Source organism: Taibaiella soli (assembly GCF_003236175.1).
Classification (GTDB): domain Bacteria; phylum Bacteroidota; class Bacteroidia; order Chitinophagales; family Chitinophagaceae; genus QKTW01.
Genome location: NZ_QKTW01000007.1, coordinates 64,086 through 84,844 on the forward strand (window position 1 = coordinate 64,086; position 20,759 = coordinate 84,844).

Below are 20,759 nucleotides of genomic sequence, written 5' to 3' on the forward strand. Positions count from 1 at the left end.
TTTGACGTTTCACCATTCACCGTTCACCATTCACCAAATCAGAAATCCGCGATATCCACTATATCTTTGTGTCGCCCAAACAAATTTCCCCCATCTTCTTCATGAAGCATCTAATAGGCTGTGTGTTTCTTTTATTATTCGTTAATGTGTCTTTGGCGCAGTCAGATTTTTCAGACTATAGCGTTCGGCATTTTACCAGTGAGAATGGACTGTCTCAGAATACCGTCAAAGCGATTGCTCCGGATAATTACGGTTTCATCTGGCTTGCTACAGAAACAGGTTTGCTGCGTTTCGACGGAAACAATTTCAAGCTCTATGATAAGAATAATACCGGCATACAAACCAGCCGGATGGCAGATATTTATGCCATTCCCTGCCAGGAAGAACTCATGGCATTGACGGGCAGCAACGAATTGCTGATGATTGCCGAAGGGAAAGCGCGAAGATATAGCAGCGATTTTCACACATTCTATTTGCCCGCAACGTTAAAACATCTTTACTTAAGACCTGCCCGCTGGCTGCACCAATTGCCGGATGTAGACAGTGTTGTTTTCCGGCTTAATAAAAAAATAACAGCGCTGGTTAAATTCGGACACGGTGTGGTGTGGTACGATAACAGGAGTGCGATTGGTCAAACCCGGCTTTCCACAATGACAGATTCCGGTGAAACTTTTGCAGCAGGTGATGCTGTCTACTATGGTGCGCCCGGATTTGCCGGAAATAAAATAAAAAGGATCACCCGGAATGGCATTCAGGAAGTAGCCGTTACCGGTGATTTGATAAAGCTCCAGGAAAACAGGAATTCCGGTGGAGGACATGTCGAGAGCCAGCCTGGAACGGGGCAACTTTTTTTTGTTACAGCGCATTCGCTTTACCAAATAATACCGCTACCAGATGGAAATATCGACACCAGATTATTGCTGACAGGCTTTGAGTTGAAACACGAACTGATTCATGCGGTTTATTATGACAGCCTGCATCAGCGTATTTTTCTCGGAAGTCTTACCGATGGTCTGTACATCCTTGACCGGAAACAATTTTACACTGCGATTTACGAAGGCAAAGAAGCACACCCGATTGCCAACGTGATTTATGACCAGGTAGCATTTAGTGATAGTAGCGTCATTACGGGAAACGGTACTGTATTTGCAACAAATCCGAATACGCCACCGATGTTCAGGAAATTTCCCGGTTACGACAATAAGGATGATACTTATCTGAGTTCGCTTTTCCGTTCCCGCAATGGCAATATCTGGATTGGAGGAATAAATGAGCTTTATGTGCGCGATCCGTCGGCATCGAAAGTGCTGGGAAAGTGGATGCTGGAGCTTCCGAAATCAATGACAGAAGATGCGCAGGGACGCCTCTGGATTGGAACGGAAGGCAAAGGATTGTTCCGGCTTAATCCGAGACAGGCGGAAGCACCACAACAGATTTTGAGTAGTCATGATCGTATTATGTGTATGGAGTGGGAAGGAGATCAATTACTCTGGATTAGCACTGTCAGGCATTTACTGCGCCTTCACACGAATACCAACGTTGTGGACACCATTCATGCGCTGACCGATAAAACGACACGTAGTCTGTATATTCCCGAGCCCGGAACGGTATGGATCTGCACCTACGAAGATGGGTTGTTTCTCTGGCAGAATGGAACCATCACACATTTTCCATTTAGAAATTATCCACCTTTAAAAACGGTTCATAAAATACTGGAGGATAACAAGGGCTTCTTCTGGATCAGTACCAATTATGGTTTGTATCGGGCTAAGAAAGAGGAGCTGCTTGCTTTTGCAAACAATAAAAAATCGGAGCCCTATCTGCTTTATTACAACAAAGAAGCCGGTTTTCTGACAAATGAATTTAACGGCGGCAGTCAGGAGGTAGGTGTAAAACTGCGTAATGGAGTTTTTAGTTTTTCATCCATGAACGGTGTCGTTTTTTTCAAACCGGGTAACATACGGCCTGAGCTACCGGATAGCAAAATGATCATTGACAAGCTGGAGGTAGACGATCGGGAAGTATTGCTGGATACGACATTGACTAAGCTGCACAGAGATTTCAAAACACTTAAGATTACGGTTACATCGGCCTACATGGGCAACCTCGTGAATCTGCGTTATGAATATAAATTGAATAGCGACACGGACTGGCGGAAAACATACAACGGAACGGTCATCCTTTCTTCTTTGCCGCCGGGGCAAAACACTATTCTGATCCGTAAGAGAAAGGGATTTAGTACCAACGATTTTGAATATTGCGGATTGAATCTTTATATGCCGCGAGCCTGGTGGCAGACGGGGTGGTTTTATCTGATTGCTTTGGTCGGACTGGCATTGCTGGTGTGGGCTATTGTACAGATGCGGGTTCGGTATTGGCAGCGTAGAAACAGAGTATTGGAAGTAACGATACACAATCGTACCAAAGATCTGACGAATATTATTCACGATCTGGAACGTTCCGAAAATAAGCTCGGCGAGCAGCTACGGTTTCAACGGATGCTCAATGAACAGATCGCGCACGATATTACGACACCACTGAAATACCTCACTATGTTTACGAAAAATGTAATGAGCAGATCAGAAAAGCAGCATGATGAATTGTATACAGATCTGGAGCATATTCATCAGGGTACCGACAGAATATATGAAGTGGTACAGCAACTGGGACAATACATGCGTTCCCGGCTTTCAAAGAATATTTCCGGTACAAGCGTTCATCTTCACGAGCTCGCAGCGCAAAAGCTGAATCTTTTTAAAATCGCAGCTGAGGCGCGTCACAATACGATCGATAACCGGATTGCTGTGGACTTATCCGTGCATCAGAATGAATCATTGATCAGCATCATCCTGCACAATCTGATCGACAATGCGGTGAAGAATACCGAACATGGTACAATCGTAATTGATGCGTCGACGAAAAACGGTTTGATAAAACTTACAGTTGCAGATTCGGGGAAAGGGTTATCTCTGACGCAAATCAAAGCTTACAATGATTATTTTAAAAACGAAACTATTGCCAGCAGCAGATTCGTGGCTGGTTTCGGATTCCTGATTATCAAAGAAATTGCAACGCTGTTAAAAATCAAAATAAAGGTGATGGCGGGTGTAGATAAAGGATTAGTTTTTGAGTTGACGATGCTCAGTGGACAGTTGACAGTTGATAGTTGACATCCTGTGTTTGTCCTGATTGTTTTACTCGCGTTTGATGCGTGGTCAACTGCCTATTGAAAAACTAGTTTTGAAAGAGTGCTACCAACTCCGGGATGCTGGCGATATTTGTTTTTTCAAAGATTCTGGCTTTGTAGGTGCTGATAGTATTGACATGCAGCTTCAGTAAATTGGCAATTTCCAATATGCCGTTGCCATCGATCAGTAATTGCGCCACTTCCAGTTCTCTGTTAGAAAGTAATTGCAGGGGTGACACATTATAGTCTGCAAATTTTTCCTGTTCTTTTCCTTCTAAAAGTGCCAGAATTACATTGCCTATTTCCAATGTGTTTGAGTTCTTGTTGAGGTAGGCATCTGCTCCGGCCTGCAAATAACGATTGGCATATAGTCCCGGATCAAAGCCGCTTAGCATAAGCAATTTTGTTTTGGGCTGAATCGATTTGATCATATTTACGATACCCGGATGGTTGCCGCCCGGCATATTAATATCGCAAACGACCAGTTCTGTTTCTGTATGCCGGAGATGCGCTATCAGTGCGTCAGCGTCCTTCACCTGGCATACGGATGCATTGGGGAGTATGCTATTGATGAGCAATCGCAGTCCGTCCATAATAATAACATGATCATCGGCAAGGAGAATATTCACAGAATAACGGTTTGGGTATCAGGAATGCTAAGCTAATATAATTTGTGATCGCTGATATCTGATTTTCTGGTGTCTGATTTTTTTCTGAAGTGCGGAAATCAGCGATCGGAGAATCAGACATCCGTAATTTTTATCGACCTTTACACCCTCTTATGTATAATAATCAGATCAGAACGGTAAATGTGACCCGCTATGTGACGCCATTGCGCGAAGGTGGCTCGTTGCCTGCAATTGCAGAAGCCGATGACGAGTTTCTGTATGTCATAAAATTCAGAGGCGCAGGTCAGGGTGTGAAAGCTTTGATTGCAGACTTGATCGGCGCGGAGGTCGCACGGACATTAGGGTTGAAAGTACCTGAACTTGTTTTTGCTTGTCTTGACGAAGGGTTTGGACGTACCGAACCAGATGAGGAAATTCAGGACCTGCTAAAAGCCAGTGTGGGCTTGAATCTTGGTGTGCACTATTTGTCTGGTGCTATCACATATGATCCTGCCGTTACGAAGATAGATGCGAAACTGGCGTCCAAAATCGTATGGCTGGATTGCCTGCTGACCAATGTCGATCGTACTTCGCGCAATACAAATATGCTCATGTGGCATCATGAATTATGGTTGATTGATCATGGTGCATCTCTTTATTTCCATCACTCCTGGCAGAATTGGGAAGAACAGGCAAAGCGTCCGTTTGTACAGGTAAAAGACCATGTGTTATTGCCACAAGCATCTGAACTGGAAACCGTAGATAAAGAATTTCGGGCGTTGCTCACGCCGGAGATCATACAGGGCATTGTAGCGCTGATACCAGATAATTGGCTTATCACAGAAGAGGAAACAGCAGAAGCGCGCAGAGCTGTCTACGCAGAATTTTTAATCACAAGGATTGCCACATCCGAAACATTTGTAAAAGAAGCACAGCATGCAAGGAAAGCAGTTATTTGAGTATGCCGTTATCCGCATTGTGCCGCGCGTGGAGCGTGAAGAATTTTTCAATGTCGGGGTGGTATTGTATTGCAGACAACAACGGTTTCTGAAGATGATTTTTTCATTAAACGAAACAAAATTGCATGCACTTTGCGAACTCGCCGATGCAGAAGATTTCAGAAATTATCTGGTAGCGTTTGAACGCATTTGTAATGGAGATAAAACCGCTGGTCCAATCGCGCAGCTGGATGTAGCCTCGCGCTTTCGCTGGCTCACAGCCACGCGCAGTACCGTAGTGCAGGCCTCAAAAGTGCATCCGGGTTTTTGTGAAAACCCGGAAGATGCATTGACGAAATTATTTGAAAAGTTAGTGTTGTAATAAATATTCAGCGAAGATAGGGAGCCGTTGTGCTTCGCTTTGCAGACTATGAATAGCTTTTAATGAATAAAAGAAGCGCCTGGCAATACTGCTCCAGGCGCTTCTTTTATTTTCACCCCAGATGATAGCTAAGTACTTTTCAAGTACCTCACAACCCCCAAAAAAGTACCTGAGAGGTACCTGATTAATACATCGTAACCACCTCTTTGATACTTGTCAACCAGTTTTTAAATACCTCACAACCTCCAAACAAATACCTACGATGTATTCAATAGATACCTGGCAACCACCTTTTAGGTACCTGTGAACCCCTTTTTTAATACCTAATAACCCTTAATCAGATACTTCGTAACCACTTCCGGAATACCTAAAGGTCAGTTTTTGACTTTTCGGGCGTGCCCCTCCGGGTCGTGCTATCCGCTGCAAGTCCTCGCTCCGCTGCGGGCTTTCCGCTACTATCACTCACGCAGTATTGCTCGCGTCATTACGCGGAGGAACGACGACAAAGCAATCTGCAGATAAATTGAGCTGCTCGCGGTGTGACCGGCCAAGCTCCACGCTCCACACTCCACACGTTGTTGGGTACTCCTATTTTTCTGACTAGTCATGTTTTTGTTTTTTTTCTTCCCCCTCCAACCTTTATCAACTGTTTCTAGTCTATCTGAGCACGTTTCTAGAACTCAAACAAGCTTATGAACAGATTTCGTTTATTATTACTGTCGTTATTATTGGCCGGAAACTATTGCGACGCGCAGACTGCAGGCCCAGGTATCCATTTTTCTAAAACCTATGGTGGCAGCCATGATGATATCGGCGAGCAGTTAATTCAAACCCGCGATAAAGGCTTTCTGATAGCGGGTTATACCAATTCCACCGATGATGATATTGCAGTGCCCGGATCCGATACTACCGCTAATCAGTATGATATTTTTCTTGTAAAGACAGATTCTATTGGCAGCGTGCAATGGACTAAAGTGCTGAATAATGCCGGCACTGAAGCTTTGAGAAAAATTGTAGAGACAGACAGTTCCTATGTCGTAGCTGGAGAGACATTCACCAATGTCAACCACGATTTCGCAAATATTCCTGCGATCAGTGGTTTTCTATTTTGGATAGATAAAACAAACGGTTCCATCATTAATGCAAAAGGCTACAAGCAACCAGCTTTAAGTACTTCCATTTTTGACATGGTACTCGCTAAAGACGGGAATATTGTGTGCACGGGGTATTACAACGGTCTCGCAAATGCTGCAACTGGTGTTAAGGGCGGTGGCGATGTCTGGATTATGAAAGTGCAGAACAATACCGGTAATGTTATCTGGCAGAAATTCTGGGGTGGTACCAATACGGAACAGGGCTACGGTATTGTTTCTGATAGCACAGGCGGTTACACGATTGTGGGTACGGTTGCTTCTACTGATGGAGATGCTCCGGCACCGAGTTATGGGCAAGGCGATGCTTTTGTGCTCAATGTAGACAGCATGGGTAATACGCGTTGGTATAAAAAATATGGTACTAGTGGAAGTCAGTATCTGGCATATATCGGGAAAACAGCCAGCGGTTATATTGTAGGTGGTTATGCCAACGTGGATGGAACACATGTACACGGAACAACTGGTAACGGCGATTATTGGGTAATGAAACTAAACAACGCAGGTGATACTGTTTGGACCCGTACGTTTGGCGGTTCAGAATTTGAACGTTTAGTAAGCCTGGCAGTTACTAATGATGGCGGTGTGTTTATCAACGGTTATGTAACATCAACGGATGGCACTTTTGCCCAACCGGGTGCAATGGTGGACAATGGTCTTTTAAGATTGGACTCAAACGGAAATGTTGTCTGGAAAAAAAGGATGGGCAGCAATCTCGCTGATAATGTAGGTGCGGGTATTGTTACCTGCGACAATGGTTATGCATTTACCGCTTTGGCTAGTCAGATGAGTGGTGATGTTACGGGCACTAATCACGGCAATTTTGAGATGTGGCTTTGTAAATTGAATAGTGATGGTCTTGACAATATTACGCCAGATGCGCCATGTAATTATAAGGCGCCAACTCCGCAGCCATCGGGCGTTGCGCAGCTTTCTGCCGGAGAGCCTGTTATTATTTTTCCGAATCCGACCACCGGAATTTTCCAGTTGAAAAATGTTAGCGCAGGCAGTACAATCAAGCTGTTGAATCAGGTTGGACAAATCGTGTATCAACAAACAGCAACGAAGAAAACGGAACAAATTAATCCGGGTGCACTCGCAGCTGGTTTATACATTATCCAGATTACGACGCCAGATAAAACAACGAGTAATTTTAAGTTGCTGATTCAATAGAATCAAAAACTCACGCTTGAAGGGAAAGTAAAAAGTTGGAAGCCTCTGCCACCGCAGGGGCTTTTGTCTTATGTATGAATCTGTACGTCCTGATTGATTATTTGCCATTCACGAATCGCTTCTGAATCGCGCTGTGACGCCCTTTTAGGGGATGGGATGGCCAGTTTAAAAACGGAAGCAATTCCGTTTTTCACCTGTAGGAAATAACGATCGAATTATAAAAATTTACATCCAATTAGCCGACAGCAAGCGGACGCTACCCTAAAACAACCCGTTTGCTAAGCGAGCTATAAACCTTAAATGAAAACATTCCTTTCTCAACGATACTGCACTACGTGCTGCAAAAATCTTTTTTGCATTTATTCATCTATTACCAAACCAAATGAACAGCTATGAGAAAACAACAGCTATTCTCTGTCCTCACAACGGTGTGGTTGCTCGTCATCGGCCTGTTGGCCCGAGGGCAAACACCGGTGGGAGTAACGTCGGTCTGCAAAGGCAGTTCGATCAATTACACTGTAAGCCCTTACAATTCGGCCTACCAGTACCAGTGGTCGTCGTCGTCTTTAGGGAATGTTACAAGCGTAACTACCACTGGTGACGGTGCAACGGTAGCATGGGGTGCTGCCGGCACCGGAACTGTCACTGTCACTGCCACTGACGGCAACAATGTCGTTCAGGCATCTGGAACCCTCACTGTTACTGTCAACGCACTTCCCACACCTTTCATCACGACCACAACACGTCTCGCATGTCAACCTTTAGCGGATTCAAACGACAATAAACGCAATCCACAGTTCAATGATACCGGTGCCTGTATGAAGGTGTGTGCCAACAGCAGCGTCGTGTATACAGCGAATGGCAGCGCGGGCAGTACTTATACCTGGTCTGCTTCCGGTGCGGTTTCTGTAACGCCTTCCGGCAATACCTGTACGGTTTATTGGGGTACACCGGGACAAGGTTCGGTTACCGTTACCGAAACTTCTGCAGCAGGTTGTGTAGGCTCCAAAACAATGTGTATCGATATCCAACAGACACCAACTGCTAAGTTTTACGCGATGCCTGATTCAACAGTCAACAAGATCAACATCTGTCTGAACGGATCAGTTGTGTTTGTGGATCGTTCTACTGCATCTTCAGGTTCACCGATTGTAACCTGGTTATGGGACTTTGGTGATGGCGTGCAAATAGCGTCTGGTCCCGGTTCTTCGGGTAATCCGGTAACACATAAGTACACACATGCCGGTACTTTCAATGTCAGACTTACTGTTACCAATGCCTGCGGCTGTTCCAGCACTGCAGGTGAATTCACAGTTATTGTAAATCCAAAAACAGGTGTGACCATTCTTTGTCCGCGCGTAGTATGTGCGGGAGAAACAGCACACTATACGGTTGATTTTCCTTGTAAGCCAACCAGCTGGAAAGCGATCGGTGGTACCATTGTTACTGCAACAGCAAATGCCGCTGATGTAAAATGGAATGGCACTTCATCCGGCTTCGGTTATATCGTTTATGATAATACAGCCTGTGGTACGCCTTGCGGTGGTATCACTACGGTAAAAGTGCCTGTTATTACCAGCACCGCTGTGGTGGATGGTCAGGCCGTTATTTGCCCGAATAAACAGTATGTATATCGTTTGCCTGAATGGCCGACCACCCAGTTTTACTGGAATATTACTCCTAACGTCACTGGTGGCCCTTCACTGGCACCAACTGATCAGCGCAACGAGACTGCTGTAAACTCGGGTAATGTGCCGGGTACTTATACTTTGACCTGCAGCTATACCAATACAATGCTCGGCTGCGGCGGTACAGCTTCTTTCACCATTACTGTGCAACCTCCGGTGAGCGTTAATGGTCCGAAGCTGGTATGTCTGAATACAACTGCAAATTATACGATCACTGGTACAGGTGCAGCAAACTGGACTTTGACCAAACCAAACGGTGCAACGGTTCCTTACTCCGGTACTTCAGTGAATCCATTGTTTGATCAGGTTGGTACTTATCAGTTGTACGCTTATGGTGCATTCTGTTCGCCAGATCCGATCACCATCAAAGTGAATCCGCTGCCTACGGTGCCGAATGCTTTGACAGGTCCTGCAGTGGCTTGTGCCGGTATACCTACTATGTATACGGCAAGCAATGACCAGCCAGGTACAGTTTTCCAATGGTCTGTATCTTCTGGTTCTGTAAATGGTCCTACCGGTAGCAATACTTATGCAACATTCGCCGGTGCCGCACCTTACACGATTTCTGTAATCCGTGTTACTGCTGACGATGCACATTGCGTATCTGCACCACTGACGAAAACAATTCTGGCGCCTGTTACTGCGATCCATATCTCAGGTCCTGATACTGTTTGTCCGAGCTCGTTCCAGAATTATACCGTAGACTATACGGCGGGTGATATTTATGACTGGACGATTATTGCCAACACAATGGGTAGCATCAGCAGCGGAAATAATACTCCGAACGCAACAGCGCTTTGGAACAACGCATCTGGTCCTGCCAAGCTGGTTGTAAGCATGCGCAAATGTTTAAACACTTATACCGATACACTGGATGTGTACATCAGAAGTGTTCCCAGCTTGACGCTTACTACCGATCAATCCCCTTCAGATACTTATTGTAGCGGTGATCTGGTAACCTTTACGGTGAATCCGGCCATCGGCAGTTACGGTTCTGTACTATGGGATTTCGGCGATGGCAGTACGATGGGCACAGGCCTCCCGACTCAGACGCATACTTATCTGACGACGGGCAGCACTACCACAGCTAATTTTAATGCGACTGTTACAGTGACGAATCCTTATGGTTGTGTGATGACTGCTTCCGCCAACCGCCAGGTTTGGGTAAAACCAGCTCCTGTAGCGCATGTATCGCCAGATGGTCCTATTTATCATTGCGGCACTGGTTTCACGGATGTACTGACCGCGACCATTACAACCGGGGTTGGTGGTAGCTACACTTATTCATGGAATAGCGGTGGTACCACTGCTATAGAGAATGAAACCAATTACGGCAGTTATTATGTAGTCGTGACGAATTCCAATGGTTGTGCGGCAACATCAAATACGGTGAATATCGTAGAGTCTTGTGCTAGTCCTTGCGGACCTGGTACACCGCCGACGATTTCGCTGACACCTTCAATTACAGCTTGCGGTCATGTACACATTAGTGCAACGACAACAGGCGGCTTCAGTCCTACGTGGATTGTGCCTCCGGGTGCGCATGGTGTTGTAAATACGTCAACCTCTTCAGATGCGGATTATGATGTGGCAGGTAATTACGTATACACATACATTGTCAGCTATCTGAATAATGCCGGTGATGTTTGTAACGTAACCGCACAGACGAATCAGATAGTGCCTTATATCGCAGGTCTGATGCATTCCGTAACTTGTCTGGGTGGCAGCTATCAGCTCACGTTGCTCGATCATTCCACTATTTATCCGGGCACTTCTGTACTGCGCAAATATTATCTTGATGGTACCCTGATTACAAGTCCTTTGGGTACGACAGCATTGAGCGTAACGGTAAATGTGCCTCCTGGCCCTCACACGATGACTATGGAGCTTTACGATGGCGTGACTCCGGTTTGTACGGCTACGGATAATGTTTACCTGGATTCATTGCCGCAGGCAAAGTTTGAAATCATCAATACGCCACAGCCAGCTTGTCTTGGTTTTGTTCCGGTTCAGTTTCATAACCTGAGTACACCAGGGTCACTTAGCTCCTATTGGCTATTTGGTGATGGTACAGCCAACACGCAGCCGGATCCATATAGAGTATATGGCCAAATTAGTCCACCGACTAAGACAGTAGTCCTTACTGTTACGAACATATATGGTTGTACAAGCACAACTACTAATCCCGTTTCGACGGTACCAAGTTCTTTGGGATTGAATGCAGGTTTGCAGGGAAGCCCAACTGCTCCGTGTTTAGGCAGTTCAGTTCTTTTACAATATCAGCCACCTACCGGTGCTACTAGTTCTCCAAGTTCGTATACCTGGTATTTGGGAAATACGGCTTTGTACACAAATACTTTTTCTACTTCTTATGTTTACAATCCAGGAGGCTATTGGGTATTGGGTACCGATGTTTATGGTTGTCAGGTAGAATCCGTTTTGAAAGTGGTTGATTTTGTGCAGCCACCGCCAGCGGTGATTAGCGGCAATCAGGATCAATGTTGGAACAGTAGTTTTGTACTCAATGCTTATGCGGGCAATATTCCGGGTATCACTTATCAATGGTACCTCAATGGTTTGCCAATTAGTGGCGCTACCCAGGCAACACTCACTCAAACCGCGGCCAGCGTTACGACCTACAATTATTTCGTGGTTGTAAGTGTACCTAGACCGGGTGGCGGTACTTGCAGTAATACGAGCGCGACGTTTACGGTTACAGTGCACGCTTTGCCACCGACGCCGGCTGTTTCTTTCAGTATTGCAAACTGTGCACCATATAAGGTAGTATTGTCTGCATCAACTGGTGTAACAGGTACGTATAACTGGAACAATGGTTTGTCTGGTGCAACTGCCGCTACTTTTGCGGGTGGACCGTATCAGGTAACGTTCACTGATCAGTATGGTTGTCTCAGCCGCAATAGCATGGATGTACCGAAAGATCCAAGCGTGTATATGTGGATCTTCCCTACAGGATGCTTCTGTAAACTGCAGGGCAAAGAGCCATATATCACCGGACCATTACCGGTATTCAATAAATGGTTCTACAGCTTGAATGGCTCACCGACCTTAAACGGGGTTAACACTGTAGTTTCTAATTATAGTGTTACTGCTGCAGGTTTCTACAATCTGACGCTTTATAACGGCTATTGTAGTGTAACCAGCGATACGATGTTCTACAATGATGGTCCATGTAGAACGGGTCCATATCGTACGGCGGGAGCAGAAGAGACACAGGTATTGACAAATACAGGTGCGGAAATGAATCTGGTACCAAATCCGGCACAGACACAGGTAAGAGTAGATTATCTCTTTACCGGAGAAGGCCAGGAAAACCGTATCGAAGTATATGATATGATGGGTAAAGTGCTGGTAAGTCATCCGGTAACGGATGTGAGTGGCAGCTGGACTATGCCTGTTACTGATTTTGCTTCGGGTATTTATCTCGTTATTATGCGTCGCGACGGTGATGTGCTGCAAATGCGCAAACTCTCTGTAACGCACTAAGGATGTTTTTTTCAGAACATAGCGGCAAACGTCGCTATGTTCTTTTTTTTGTAATTTGAATCAACCTAATCGTTGAACTATGAATACACAATTATCCAAACAACTAAGCACAGCATTATTGTTGTTGCTTGCCATTCTGATTAATCCGTTTAATAGTAATGCACAATCCTTTCTTTGGGGTAAAAGAGGAGGTGGTACAGGGGAGCCGCAATATGCTCCTGAATCTGTAAGAAATATGGCAACTGACCAAGCCGGCAATGTTTATGTGCTGGGAAATGGCTGGCCACCTTTTATCAACGTAGATAATCATGCACTAAACGGGACTGGTTCTCAAAATATGATACTTTCAAGCTGGGGATGTGATGGGCATTACCGATGGTCAAAAGTGTTTGGTAGTAATGGTTTTTGCGAAAATCTTGCATTAAAAACAGATACCTTAAATGGCGTCTATCTTGTAGGGCATATGACTACTTATCAGCAATACGGCCCAGGATACTTCAGTACGGATACCTCAGTGAGTGCTTCTTTCAGAACTGTATTTCTGATTAAATACGACACTGCCGGAAACTATCAGTGGATGCGGATGCCACAGTCCGATACTGTTACATCCTACTCATATAGCAATACAGCTGTTGTAGATGTTGATGTAGATCCACTAGGTAATAGTTATCTGTTGAGCATACTGGCTCCGGGTAGTTATGTGAATGGTAATTTTATAGTGCCACAGAAAGGAACTTATATGCTGCATTATGATGCTTCTGGTAATTTTATAAGCGGAACACAAATTTCGATGGAATTCCGTAGTGCCGCGAGACTGCGCCTTCGAATGAAACGCAATCATAAAAATGGCAATTTTTACGTGGCTGGCTGGTTGGATCCTTTGTACTCGCATGATACTTTGTTTGTTGGCTCAACTACTATAAATAACTCTATGTATGTTGCACGTCTTAACGCCCAGGGTGTTCCGATATGGATAAAACAAAGTAATGTAGGGAGTCCGGCAATTGTGGGGCAAATAGACGTGGATCGTATTGGTCGTGTATATGTTTCGGGGTATGGTTATCCGGGTGATCAATTTAATGGTTTCTCGATAACGCCGTTGGGTATACAGGGTATTCCGATTGCACTTGCCATTGATAGTAATGGTAACAATGTTTGGGCGCGATACGCCGAAAGTAATGCGGCGACAAGTGGGGAAGGAATTATATTAAATCCGGCGACCGGAGAAGCTGTAATGATTGGTGAATACGGAGGTGATTTATCTTGGTCAGGGTATAATAAAATATTAAATCATGCACCTAATACAGGTTACGATATTTATACCGTTCGTTTCAATGCTCAAACTGGCGCTGTTAATGGCATGGATTCTATTGCCTCTAATTTTGGTGCGGATGAAACTGCCAACGCTGCTACCGTTGATAAACATGGCAATGTATATGTGGGTGGCGAACTCACTTCCATAATGTATGTCAACAACGATACACTCGAAAAAATAGGAGGTTATACCGATTGGTTTGTGGCCAAGTATGGTTTTAATAATTGCAATTGTGTGATGCCGGTGGCATCGTTTGGTTATAGCGCTTCTTTAACTTCTGTTCAGTTTAGCTACGGTGGAAGCACTGGTGTAGACAGTGTCCGCTGGAATTTTGGCGATGGTAGCAGTAGTACCCAACAAAGTCCTACGCACCAATACGCAGCATCTGGCACTTACACTGCTTGCCTGACGGTTTACAATAGTTGCGGTCATACCGATACCTGTCGTCAGGTGCAGGTTTCCACTTCGGTAAATAATATCAATACACTGGCGAACGTACTCGTTTATCCAAATCCGGTTCAGGACCAATTGACGATAGAAACACCAATAAATTATCACGCTGCAATCATGACGATTGACGGCCGTGAGGTAGCACAACAGCAAGTTGTAGCACCACGCACCGTGATCAATACCAGCAATCTTTCAGCAGGTATTTACTTGTTGCAACTTACTGATGCAAACGGTCAAAGAGGTGTAATGAAGATTGTGAAACAATAAGGACAAAGCGATCTCTATTATATGTTTTTTTAAAAGCCGCTCAGAGAGCGGCTTTTTGTTTTATTACAATAATGTGTAAATTGTGGGACTTTACCGTGAACTCTATGTTATCCAAACTATCATTTGCAGCCTTGCTGCTCTTCTTTTTTTTATTTGACCTATCGAGCATTGACGCCCAGAGCTGGCTTTGGGGCAAAAGAGGCGGCGGGATAGGTGAGCCGCAGAATGCAGCGGAGGAGGTCAATAGAATAGCTACAGATAAAGCCGGAAATATTTATGTGCTGGCAGATGTTTATGATCCTTATATCAATATCGGCAATCATAGCCTTGCTGGCTATGGTTCTACGGACATTGCAATCTCCAGTTGGTCCTGCGATGGAAGTTTCCGATGGAGCAAAATAATAGGCACATCGTCTACTGATCGGGGGTTGGGCATGGCGGTGGATACACTTGGCGGTGTATACGTTACCGGGTATCTGGTTACCATGTCTGATTCGGTACACATTTCAACAGACACTAGCTTTTACACGGCAAATACCTACAAAAATCTGTTTGTAGTCAAATACGATACCGGAGGAAACTACCAATGGTTTCGAATGCCTGAGTCCGACACCGTTACTATGTTTGGGCAGAATTATACCAACGCGGTTGACATAGACGTAGATGGTAGCGGCAATGTTACATTACTTACGCGATTAGCTCCTGGGGCTTATGTTGGAGGCAGCTTTATCGTAAATGACCGTGGGTTTTATTTGATGCGGTATTCTAAAACGGGCACATTCCAGGGTGCAACAGATTTGCATTTAGGATACAAAGGTTACCCGTATCTGTTGAATAAAATGCAGATGAGCTGCGATCATCGGAATGGGCGGATCTATATCGCGGGAACCATTGATCCGTTATTCATTAATGATACCTTAATTGTCGGCAATACGATCATCGATAAGACAATGTATATTATGTGCTTTGATGCGCAGGGTAACAGTTTGTGGGTGAAGCAAAGCGCTACGAGCAATAACGTCTCAGGGTTTCGTGGTCATCCGGCGATCGACGCCACCGGGTGTATCTATCTGGCTGGTACCTCATATGCAGGCCAGATTTTTAATGGTGCTACATTTACTAATAGTTTTGGACTGTATAGTTTGCCCTTTGTGATTAAGCTCGATACAAATGGGAACAATATCTGGCTTAAATCGGCAGAAACAAACGGAGGTACTTATGGCTCTGATATAGCGTTGACTTCAAACGGAGAGGTCGCGCTGCTTGGTGCCTATCCGGGCAGGGTGTCTTGGGCAGGGTATGGTAAGGTATTAAACCATGTTATGAATACCGGTTATGATATTTTTCTTGCACGGTTTAATGCGCAAACAGGGGTTGTGACCGGTATGGACTCTATTGCATCGAGTTTCGGAGCAAATGAATTTGCGGATGGGATGGCTGTAGATGCTCGTAGCAATATATACGTTGGAGGCTTTTTTGTAGCCGATATGTACATCAACACGGATACCATCCAAAAAATTGGCGGTTACGCCGATTGGTTCGTGGCTAAGTACGGTTTCAATAATTGTAATTGTACTGTGCCTGTTGCGTCCTTTGGTTACAGCCTCGCAGGAAAAACAGCGCAATTCAGCTATGGAGGCAGTTCACAGGTAGATAGCGTTCGTTGGACTTTCGGCGACAGCAGTACCAGTACACAACAAAATCCTTCACACACTTATGCCGCGGTCGGCACTTATACCGCTTGTCTTACTGTCTACAATAATTGTGGTCATACCGATACTTGTCGTGTTATTCAAATAGCCTCTTCGGTCAATAATGTCAATCCGCTGGCTAATGTATTGGTGTATCCAAATCCGGTACAAAATCATCTGACGATTGAAACACCGACTAGTTATCATGCGACTATTTTAACTATCGACGGCCGGGTATTGTTGCAGCAGGAATTGATGACCCCACGTACACAAATCAATACCGGTACTCTTTCTCCTGGCATTTACTTACTGCAGCTTACAGATAATAATGGGCAAAGAGCTTTGATGAAATTTATAAAGGAATAAAACTTATTTCCGTTAAGGAAACAAAACCATAAACATGAACTATCAATTCCCCAAACAATTAAGTGCAGCGTTGCTGCTGTTTTTTATTTTTTGCAACCTATCCGAAACACATGCCCAAAGCTGGTTATGGGGCAAAAGAGGTGGCGGCGCCACAAACTCCTACGGCTCAGCGGAAGAAGTAAGCGGTATTGCTACTGATAAAGCCGGCAATGTTTATGTCTTAGGGGATGCCTATGATCCTTTAGTAAATGTTGACAATCATCAGATGAATGTATGGGGCTGGCAGGGTTTTAATCAACTATTGACCAGCTGGGATTGCAACGGGCATTACCGCTGGACAAAAATGCTGGGTGCTACCAACGGCAGTATCGTTGGTATGTCCTTAAAAACGGATACCCTGGGTGGTGTTTATGTAGTGGGATATATGACTGCCTTTCAGCAGTACGGACCAGCCCATTTCGATAGCGATACAACCATAGCGTCCACTTTCAGAACTGTTTTTCTAATGAAATATGATACAGCCGGTGTTTATCAATGGCTGCGTTTACCACAATCGGATACCGTCGGTATCTACTCCTACAACAATACCCGTATTTGCGACGTCGATTTGGACGCTGGTGGCAATACCTATATGCTTGCTATTTTGGCGCAGGGCAGTTATGTGAATGGTAGCCTTATTGTGCCGCAGAAAGCGATGTACATGGTGCAGTATGATGCTTCCGGAAATTTCGTGAGCGCCACGCCTTTTCCCATTGACTATAGAAATTCCGCCTTGTTTCTTTTCAACATGAAGCGAAATCATAAAAACGGCGACTTCTACCTTTCCGGAATGTTTCAGCTGGCAACAAATGATACGCTTTTTATTGGCGCCACCACCGTCACCAAAAGTACTTATCTGGCTCGTTTAAGTGCACAGGGTATTGTGTATTGGGTTAAACAAAGCGATGTCGGCGAACCTGGAATTTATGGCCCGATCGATGTAGACGACGCCGGCAATGTGTATATTTCGGGGTATGGTTATCCGGGTGATGTGTTCAACGGATTTTCAATCACCCCTTCGGGAATTAGCGGTATTCCTATTGCAATGGCCATCGACAGCAACGGCAATAATATCTGGGGCAGATTTGCGGAGAGTAATGGCGGAAACAGCGGGTATGGTATGACGTTTAACCGTGCTACAAATGAAGTATTCATGTGGGGCTCCTATGCAGGCAGTATTTCCTGGGCCGGGTATAACAAAATGCTTAATCATGCTTTCAATTCGGAGACCGACATCTATGTAGTGCGCTTTAATGCACAAACAGGTGCGGTCAACGGCATGGATACGACGGCATCTGATTGGGGAAGCATCGAATTTCCGCACAAAGCCACTATCGATAAACGTGGAAATTTTTATATAGGCGGAGAATTCAGATCTATGATGTACATCGGACCAGATACGATCTCTAATTATGGCGGATTCACCGATTGGTTTGTGGCTAAGTTTGGTTTTAATAATTGTGATTGTACTGTGCCTGTTGCGTCCTTTGGTTACAGCCTCGCAGGAAAAACAGCACAATTCAGTTATGGCGGCAGTGCGCAGGTAGATAGTGTCCGCTGGACTTTCGGCGACAGCACTACCAGCACACAGCAAAATCCTTCTCATACTTATGCTTCATATGGCACTTACACAACCTGTCTGACTGTTTATAACAACTGCGGTCACACCGATTCCTGTCGCGTTATTCAAATAGCCTCTTCGGTCAATAATATTAATCCGCTGGCGAATGTACTGGTGTATCCGAATCCTGTTCAAAATCATCTGATGATTGAAACACCGACTAGTTATCATGCGGCAATATTGAGTATTGACGGGCGTGTGCTGGTGCAACAAGACATAAATGCACCGCGTACCATGATAAACACCAGTAGTCTTGTATCTGGCATTTATTTATTGCAGCTTACAGATAATAATGGACAAAGAGCTTTGATGAAAGTTGCAAAGGAATAGAACTTATTTCCGCCAAAGGAAACAAAACTGTAAACATGAACTATCAATTACCCAAACAAACAATCGCTGCATTGCTGTTTATTTTCACTTTTTTGAACTCATCAGAAAGTCATGCCCAAAGCTGGCTATGGGGCAAAAGAGGCGGCGGCGCCACAAACTCCTACGGCTCAGTCGAAGACGTAAACGGTATTGCTACCGACCGGGCGGGCAATGTGTATGCATTGGGCGATGCATTTAATCCTTTGGTAAATGTCGACAACCACCAGATAAATGTATGGGGCTCGCAAGGTTATAATCAATTACTGACGAGCTGGGATTGCGATGGGCATTATCGCTGGACAAAAATATTGGGCGCTGCTGATGGCAACATCTCTGGGGTATCATTAAAAACGGATACACTCGGTGGTGTCTATGTGGCGGGATATATGTTTGTGTCTCAATCTGGCACTGCGTATTTTGATAATGATACCTCTATCGCATACACTTACCAAACTGCTTTTCTGATGAAATATGATACAGCCGGAGTTTATCAATGGTTGCGTGTGCCACAGTCAGATACCGTTACATTAGCCACATCTAATGGTGCCCGCTTTTGCGACGTTGAGCTAGATCCAGCCGGCAATAGTTATTTACTCAGCATATTAGACCCGGGCAGTTATGCCAATGGTAGCCTCGTTGTGTCACAAAAAGCCATGTACATGGTGCAGTATGATGCTTCTGGCAATTTTGTAAGTGCCACTCCTTTTCCGATTGACTATAGAAATGGCGGCATGCGTAATTTCAATATGAAACGCAATCATAAAAACGGTGACTTCTATATTTCCGGCATGATTCACCCGAGTTTTCCGCAAGACACTGTTTTTGTTGGTGCTTCCTTTGTCAACCAGGGATCGTATGTAGCGCGTGTAAATGCACAGGGTGTTGTGTATTGGTTTAAAAAAAGCACGGTAGGTACTCCCGAATTGTACGGGCCAATTGACGTAGATGATGCTGGTACTGTGTATGTTTCCGGCGCTGGCTATCCTGGAGATGCGTTTAACGGATTTTCAATTACTCCTTCGGGCATACAAGGTATTCCAATTGCGATAGCCATCGACAGCAATGGCAATAATCTCTGGGGCAGATTTGCTGAAAGTAACTCCGCAAACAGCGGATATGGAATGACGTTTAGTCGTGCCACAAATGAAGTGATCATGTGGGGCGCATATGTAGGCAGTATTTCCTGGGCCGGGTATAATAAAACACTCAACCATCCTTACAATTCGGAGGATGATATTTACGCTATTCGATTTAATGCGCAAACAGGTGCAGTAAACGGAATGGATACGACTGCATCTGATTGGGGCAGCATTGAATTTCCACACAGAGCCGCTGTGGATAGTCGGGGAAATCTCTATGTGGGTGGTAATTTCAGGTCGATGATGTATATCGGCAACGATACCATCTCCAATTATGGCGGCTTTACTGATTACTTCGTTGCCAAATACGGTTTCAATAATTGTAATTGCACTATGCCTGTTGCATCTTTTGGTTACAGCTTGGCGGGAAAAACAGCACAATTCAGTTATGGCGGCAGTGCGCAGGTAGATAGTGTCCGCTGGACTTTCGGCGACAGCACTACCAGCACACAGCAAAATCCTTCTCATACTTATGCTTCATATGGCACTTACACAACCTGTCTGACTGTTTATAACAACTGCGGTCACACCGATTCCTGTCGCGTTATTCAAATAGCCTCTTCGGTCAATAATATTAATCCGCTGGCGAATGTACTGGTGTATCCGAATCCTGTTCAAAATCATCTGATGATTGAAACGCCGACTAGTTATCATGCTGCTATTTTAACTATTGACGGCCGCGTATTGTTGCAACAGGAACTGATGAGCCCACGTGCACAAATCAATACCGGTGGTCTTTCTTCGGGAATTTATTTGTTGCAGCTTACAGATGAAAATGGTCAACGGGCTGTTATGAAATTGACCAAAGAATAAATCGGTGGTAAATAAAAGTAATGGCCAACCTCAATAATACGATTTGCAGTCTATATAG

General features: G+C 44.8%; 10 protein-coding genes. 9 read left to right on the forward strand and 1 reads right to left on the reverse strand.

Going from position 1 to position 20,759, the window contains the following annotated elements; genetic code table 11:
- The first annotated feature begins 101 nt into the window (after window positions 1–101).
- Entirely contained in the window at window positions 102–3,170 is a 3,069-nt protein-coding gene (locus DN068_RS04990; RefSeq protein WP_110997793.1) for a ligand-binding sensor domain-containing protein, read from the forward strand.
- A 64-nt stretch (window positions 3,171–3,234) separates the two neighbouring features.
- Here the strand turns inward: DN068_RS04990 and DN068_RS04995 are convergent, their stop codons facing one another.
- Entirely contained in the window at window positions 3,235–3,816 is a 582-nt protein-coding gene (locus tag DN068_RS04995) for a response regulator transcription factor (protein WP_123985233.1), read from the reverse strand.
- Window positions 3,817–3,968: 152 nt separating this feature from the next.
- Here DN068_RS04995 and DN068_RS05000 point away from each other — a divergent pair, with 152 nt between their 5' ends.
- From DN068_RS05000 to DN068_RS05035, 8 genes are all read left to right on the forward strand, one after another.
- Window positions 3,969–4,754, forward strand: a complete 786-nt coding sequence (locus tag DN068_RS05000; protein WP_110997795.1) for a HipA family kinase — start codon at window positions 3,969–3,971, stop codon at window positions 4,752–4,754.
- Entirely contained in the window at window positions 4,732–5,115 is a 384-nt protein-coding gene (locus DN068_RS05005; protein ID WP_110997796.1) for a DUF3037 domain-containing protein, read from the forward strand. Before DN068_RS05000 ends, DN068_RS05005 begins: the two co-directional genes overlap by 23 nt.
- A 692-nt stretch (window positions 5,116–5,807) precedes the next feature.
- Complete coding sequence (locus DN068_RS05010) at window positions 5,808–7,439, forward strand: T9SS type A sorting domain-containing protein (protein WP_110997797.1); 1,632 nt, start codon at window positions 5,808–5,810, stop codon at window positions 7,437–7,439.
- A gap of 392 nt (window positions 7,440–7,831) precedes the next feature.
- Window positions 7,832–12,631 carry a PKD domain-containing protein gene (locus tag DN068_RS05015; protein ID WP_110997798.1) on the forward strand — a complete coding sequence of 1,600 codons (4,800 nt, stop codon included), beginning with the start codon at window positions 7,832–7,834 and terminating at the stop codon, window positions 12,629–12,631.
- 79 nt (window positions 12,632–12,710) lie between these two features.
- The gene (locus DN068_RS05020) at window positions 12,711–14,663 is read left to right on the forward strand and encodes a PKD domain-containing protein (RefSeq protein ID WP_165836281.1); all 1,953 of its coding nucleotides are present in this window, start codon (window positions 12,711–12,713) and stop codon (window positions 14,661–14,663) included.
- 104 nt (window positions 14,664–14,767) lie between these two features.
- A complete protein-coding gene (locus DN068_RS05025) occupies window positions 14,768–16,720 on the forward strand; it encodes a PKD domain-containing protein (RefSeq protein ID WP_165836282.1) in 1,953 nt (650 codons plus the stop codon).
- Window positions 16,721–16,754: 34 nt separating this feature from the next.
- Window positions 16,755–18,710, forward strand: a complete 1,956-nt coding sequence (locus DN068_RS05030) for a PKD domain-containing protein (RefSeq protein WP_110997800.1) — start codon at window positions 16,755–16,757, stop codon at window positions 18,708–18,710.
- Between the two features lie 35 nt (window positions 18,711–18,745).
- Window positions 18,746–20,701, forward strand: coding sequence for a PKD domain-containing protein (locus tag DN068_RS05035; RefSeq protein ID WP_110997801.1), 1,956 nt, complete (start codon window positions 18,746–18,748; stop codon window positions 20,699–20,701).
- The last annotated feature ends 58 nt before the right edge of the window (window positions 20,702–20,759 follow it).

Coding starts and splice junctions, on each gene's coding strand:
- DN068_RS05015 (WP_110997798.1), top strand. CDS start 7,832: ATGAGAAAACAACAGCTATTCTCTGTCCTCACAACGGTGTGGTTGCTC.
- DN068_RS05020 (WP_165836281.1), top strand. CDS start 12,711: ATGAATACACAATTATCCAAACAACTAAGCACAGCATTATTGTTGTTG.
- DN068_RS04990 (WP_110997793.1), top strand. CDS start 102: ATGAAGCATCTAATAGGCTGTGTGTTTCTTTTATTATTCGTTAATGTG.
- DN068_RS05030 (WP_110997800.1), top strand. CDS start 16,755: ATGAACTATCAATTCCCCAAACAATTAAGTGCAGCGTTGCTGCTGTTT.
- DN068_RS05035 (WP_110997801.1), top strand. CDS start 18,746: ATGAACTATCAATTACCCAAACAAACAATCGCTGCATTGCTGTTTATT.
- DN068_RS05025 (WP_165836282.1), top strand. CDS start 14,768: ATGTTATCCAAACTATCATTTGCAGCCTTGCTGCTCTTCTTTTTTTTA.
- DN068_RS05010 (WP_110997797.1), top strand. CDS start 5,808: ATGAACAGATTTCGTTTATTATTACTGTCGTTATTATTGGCCGGAAAC.
- DN068_RS05005 (WP_110997796.1), top strand. CDS start 4,732: ATGCAAGGAAAGCAGTTATTTGAGTATGCCGTTATCCGCATTGTGCCG.
- DN068_RS05000 (WP_110997795.1), top strand. CDS start 3,969: ATGTATAATAATCAGATCAGAACGGTAAATGTGACCCGCTATGTGACG.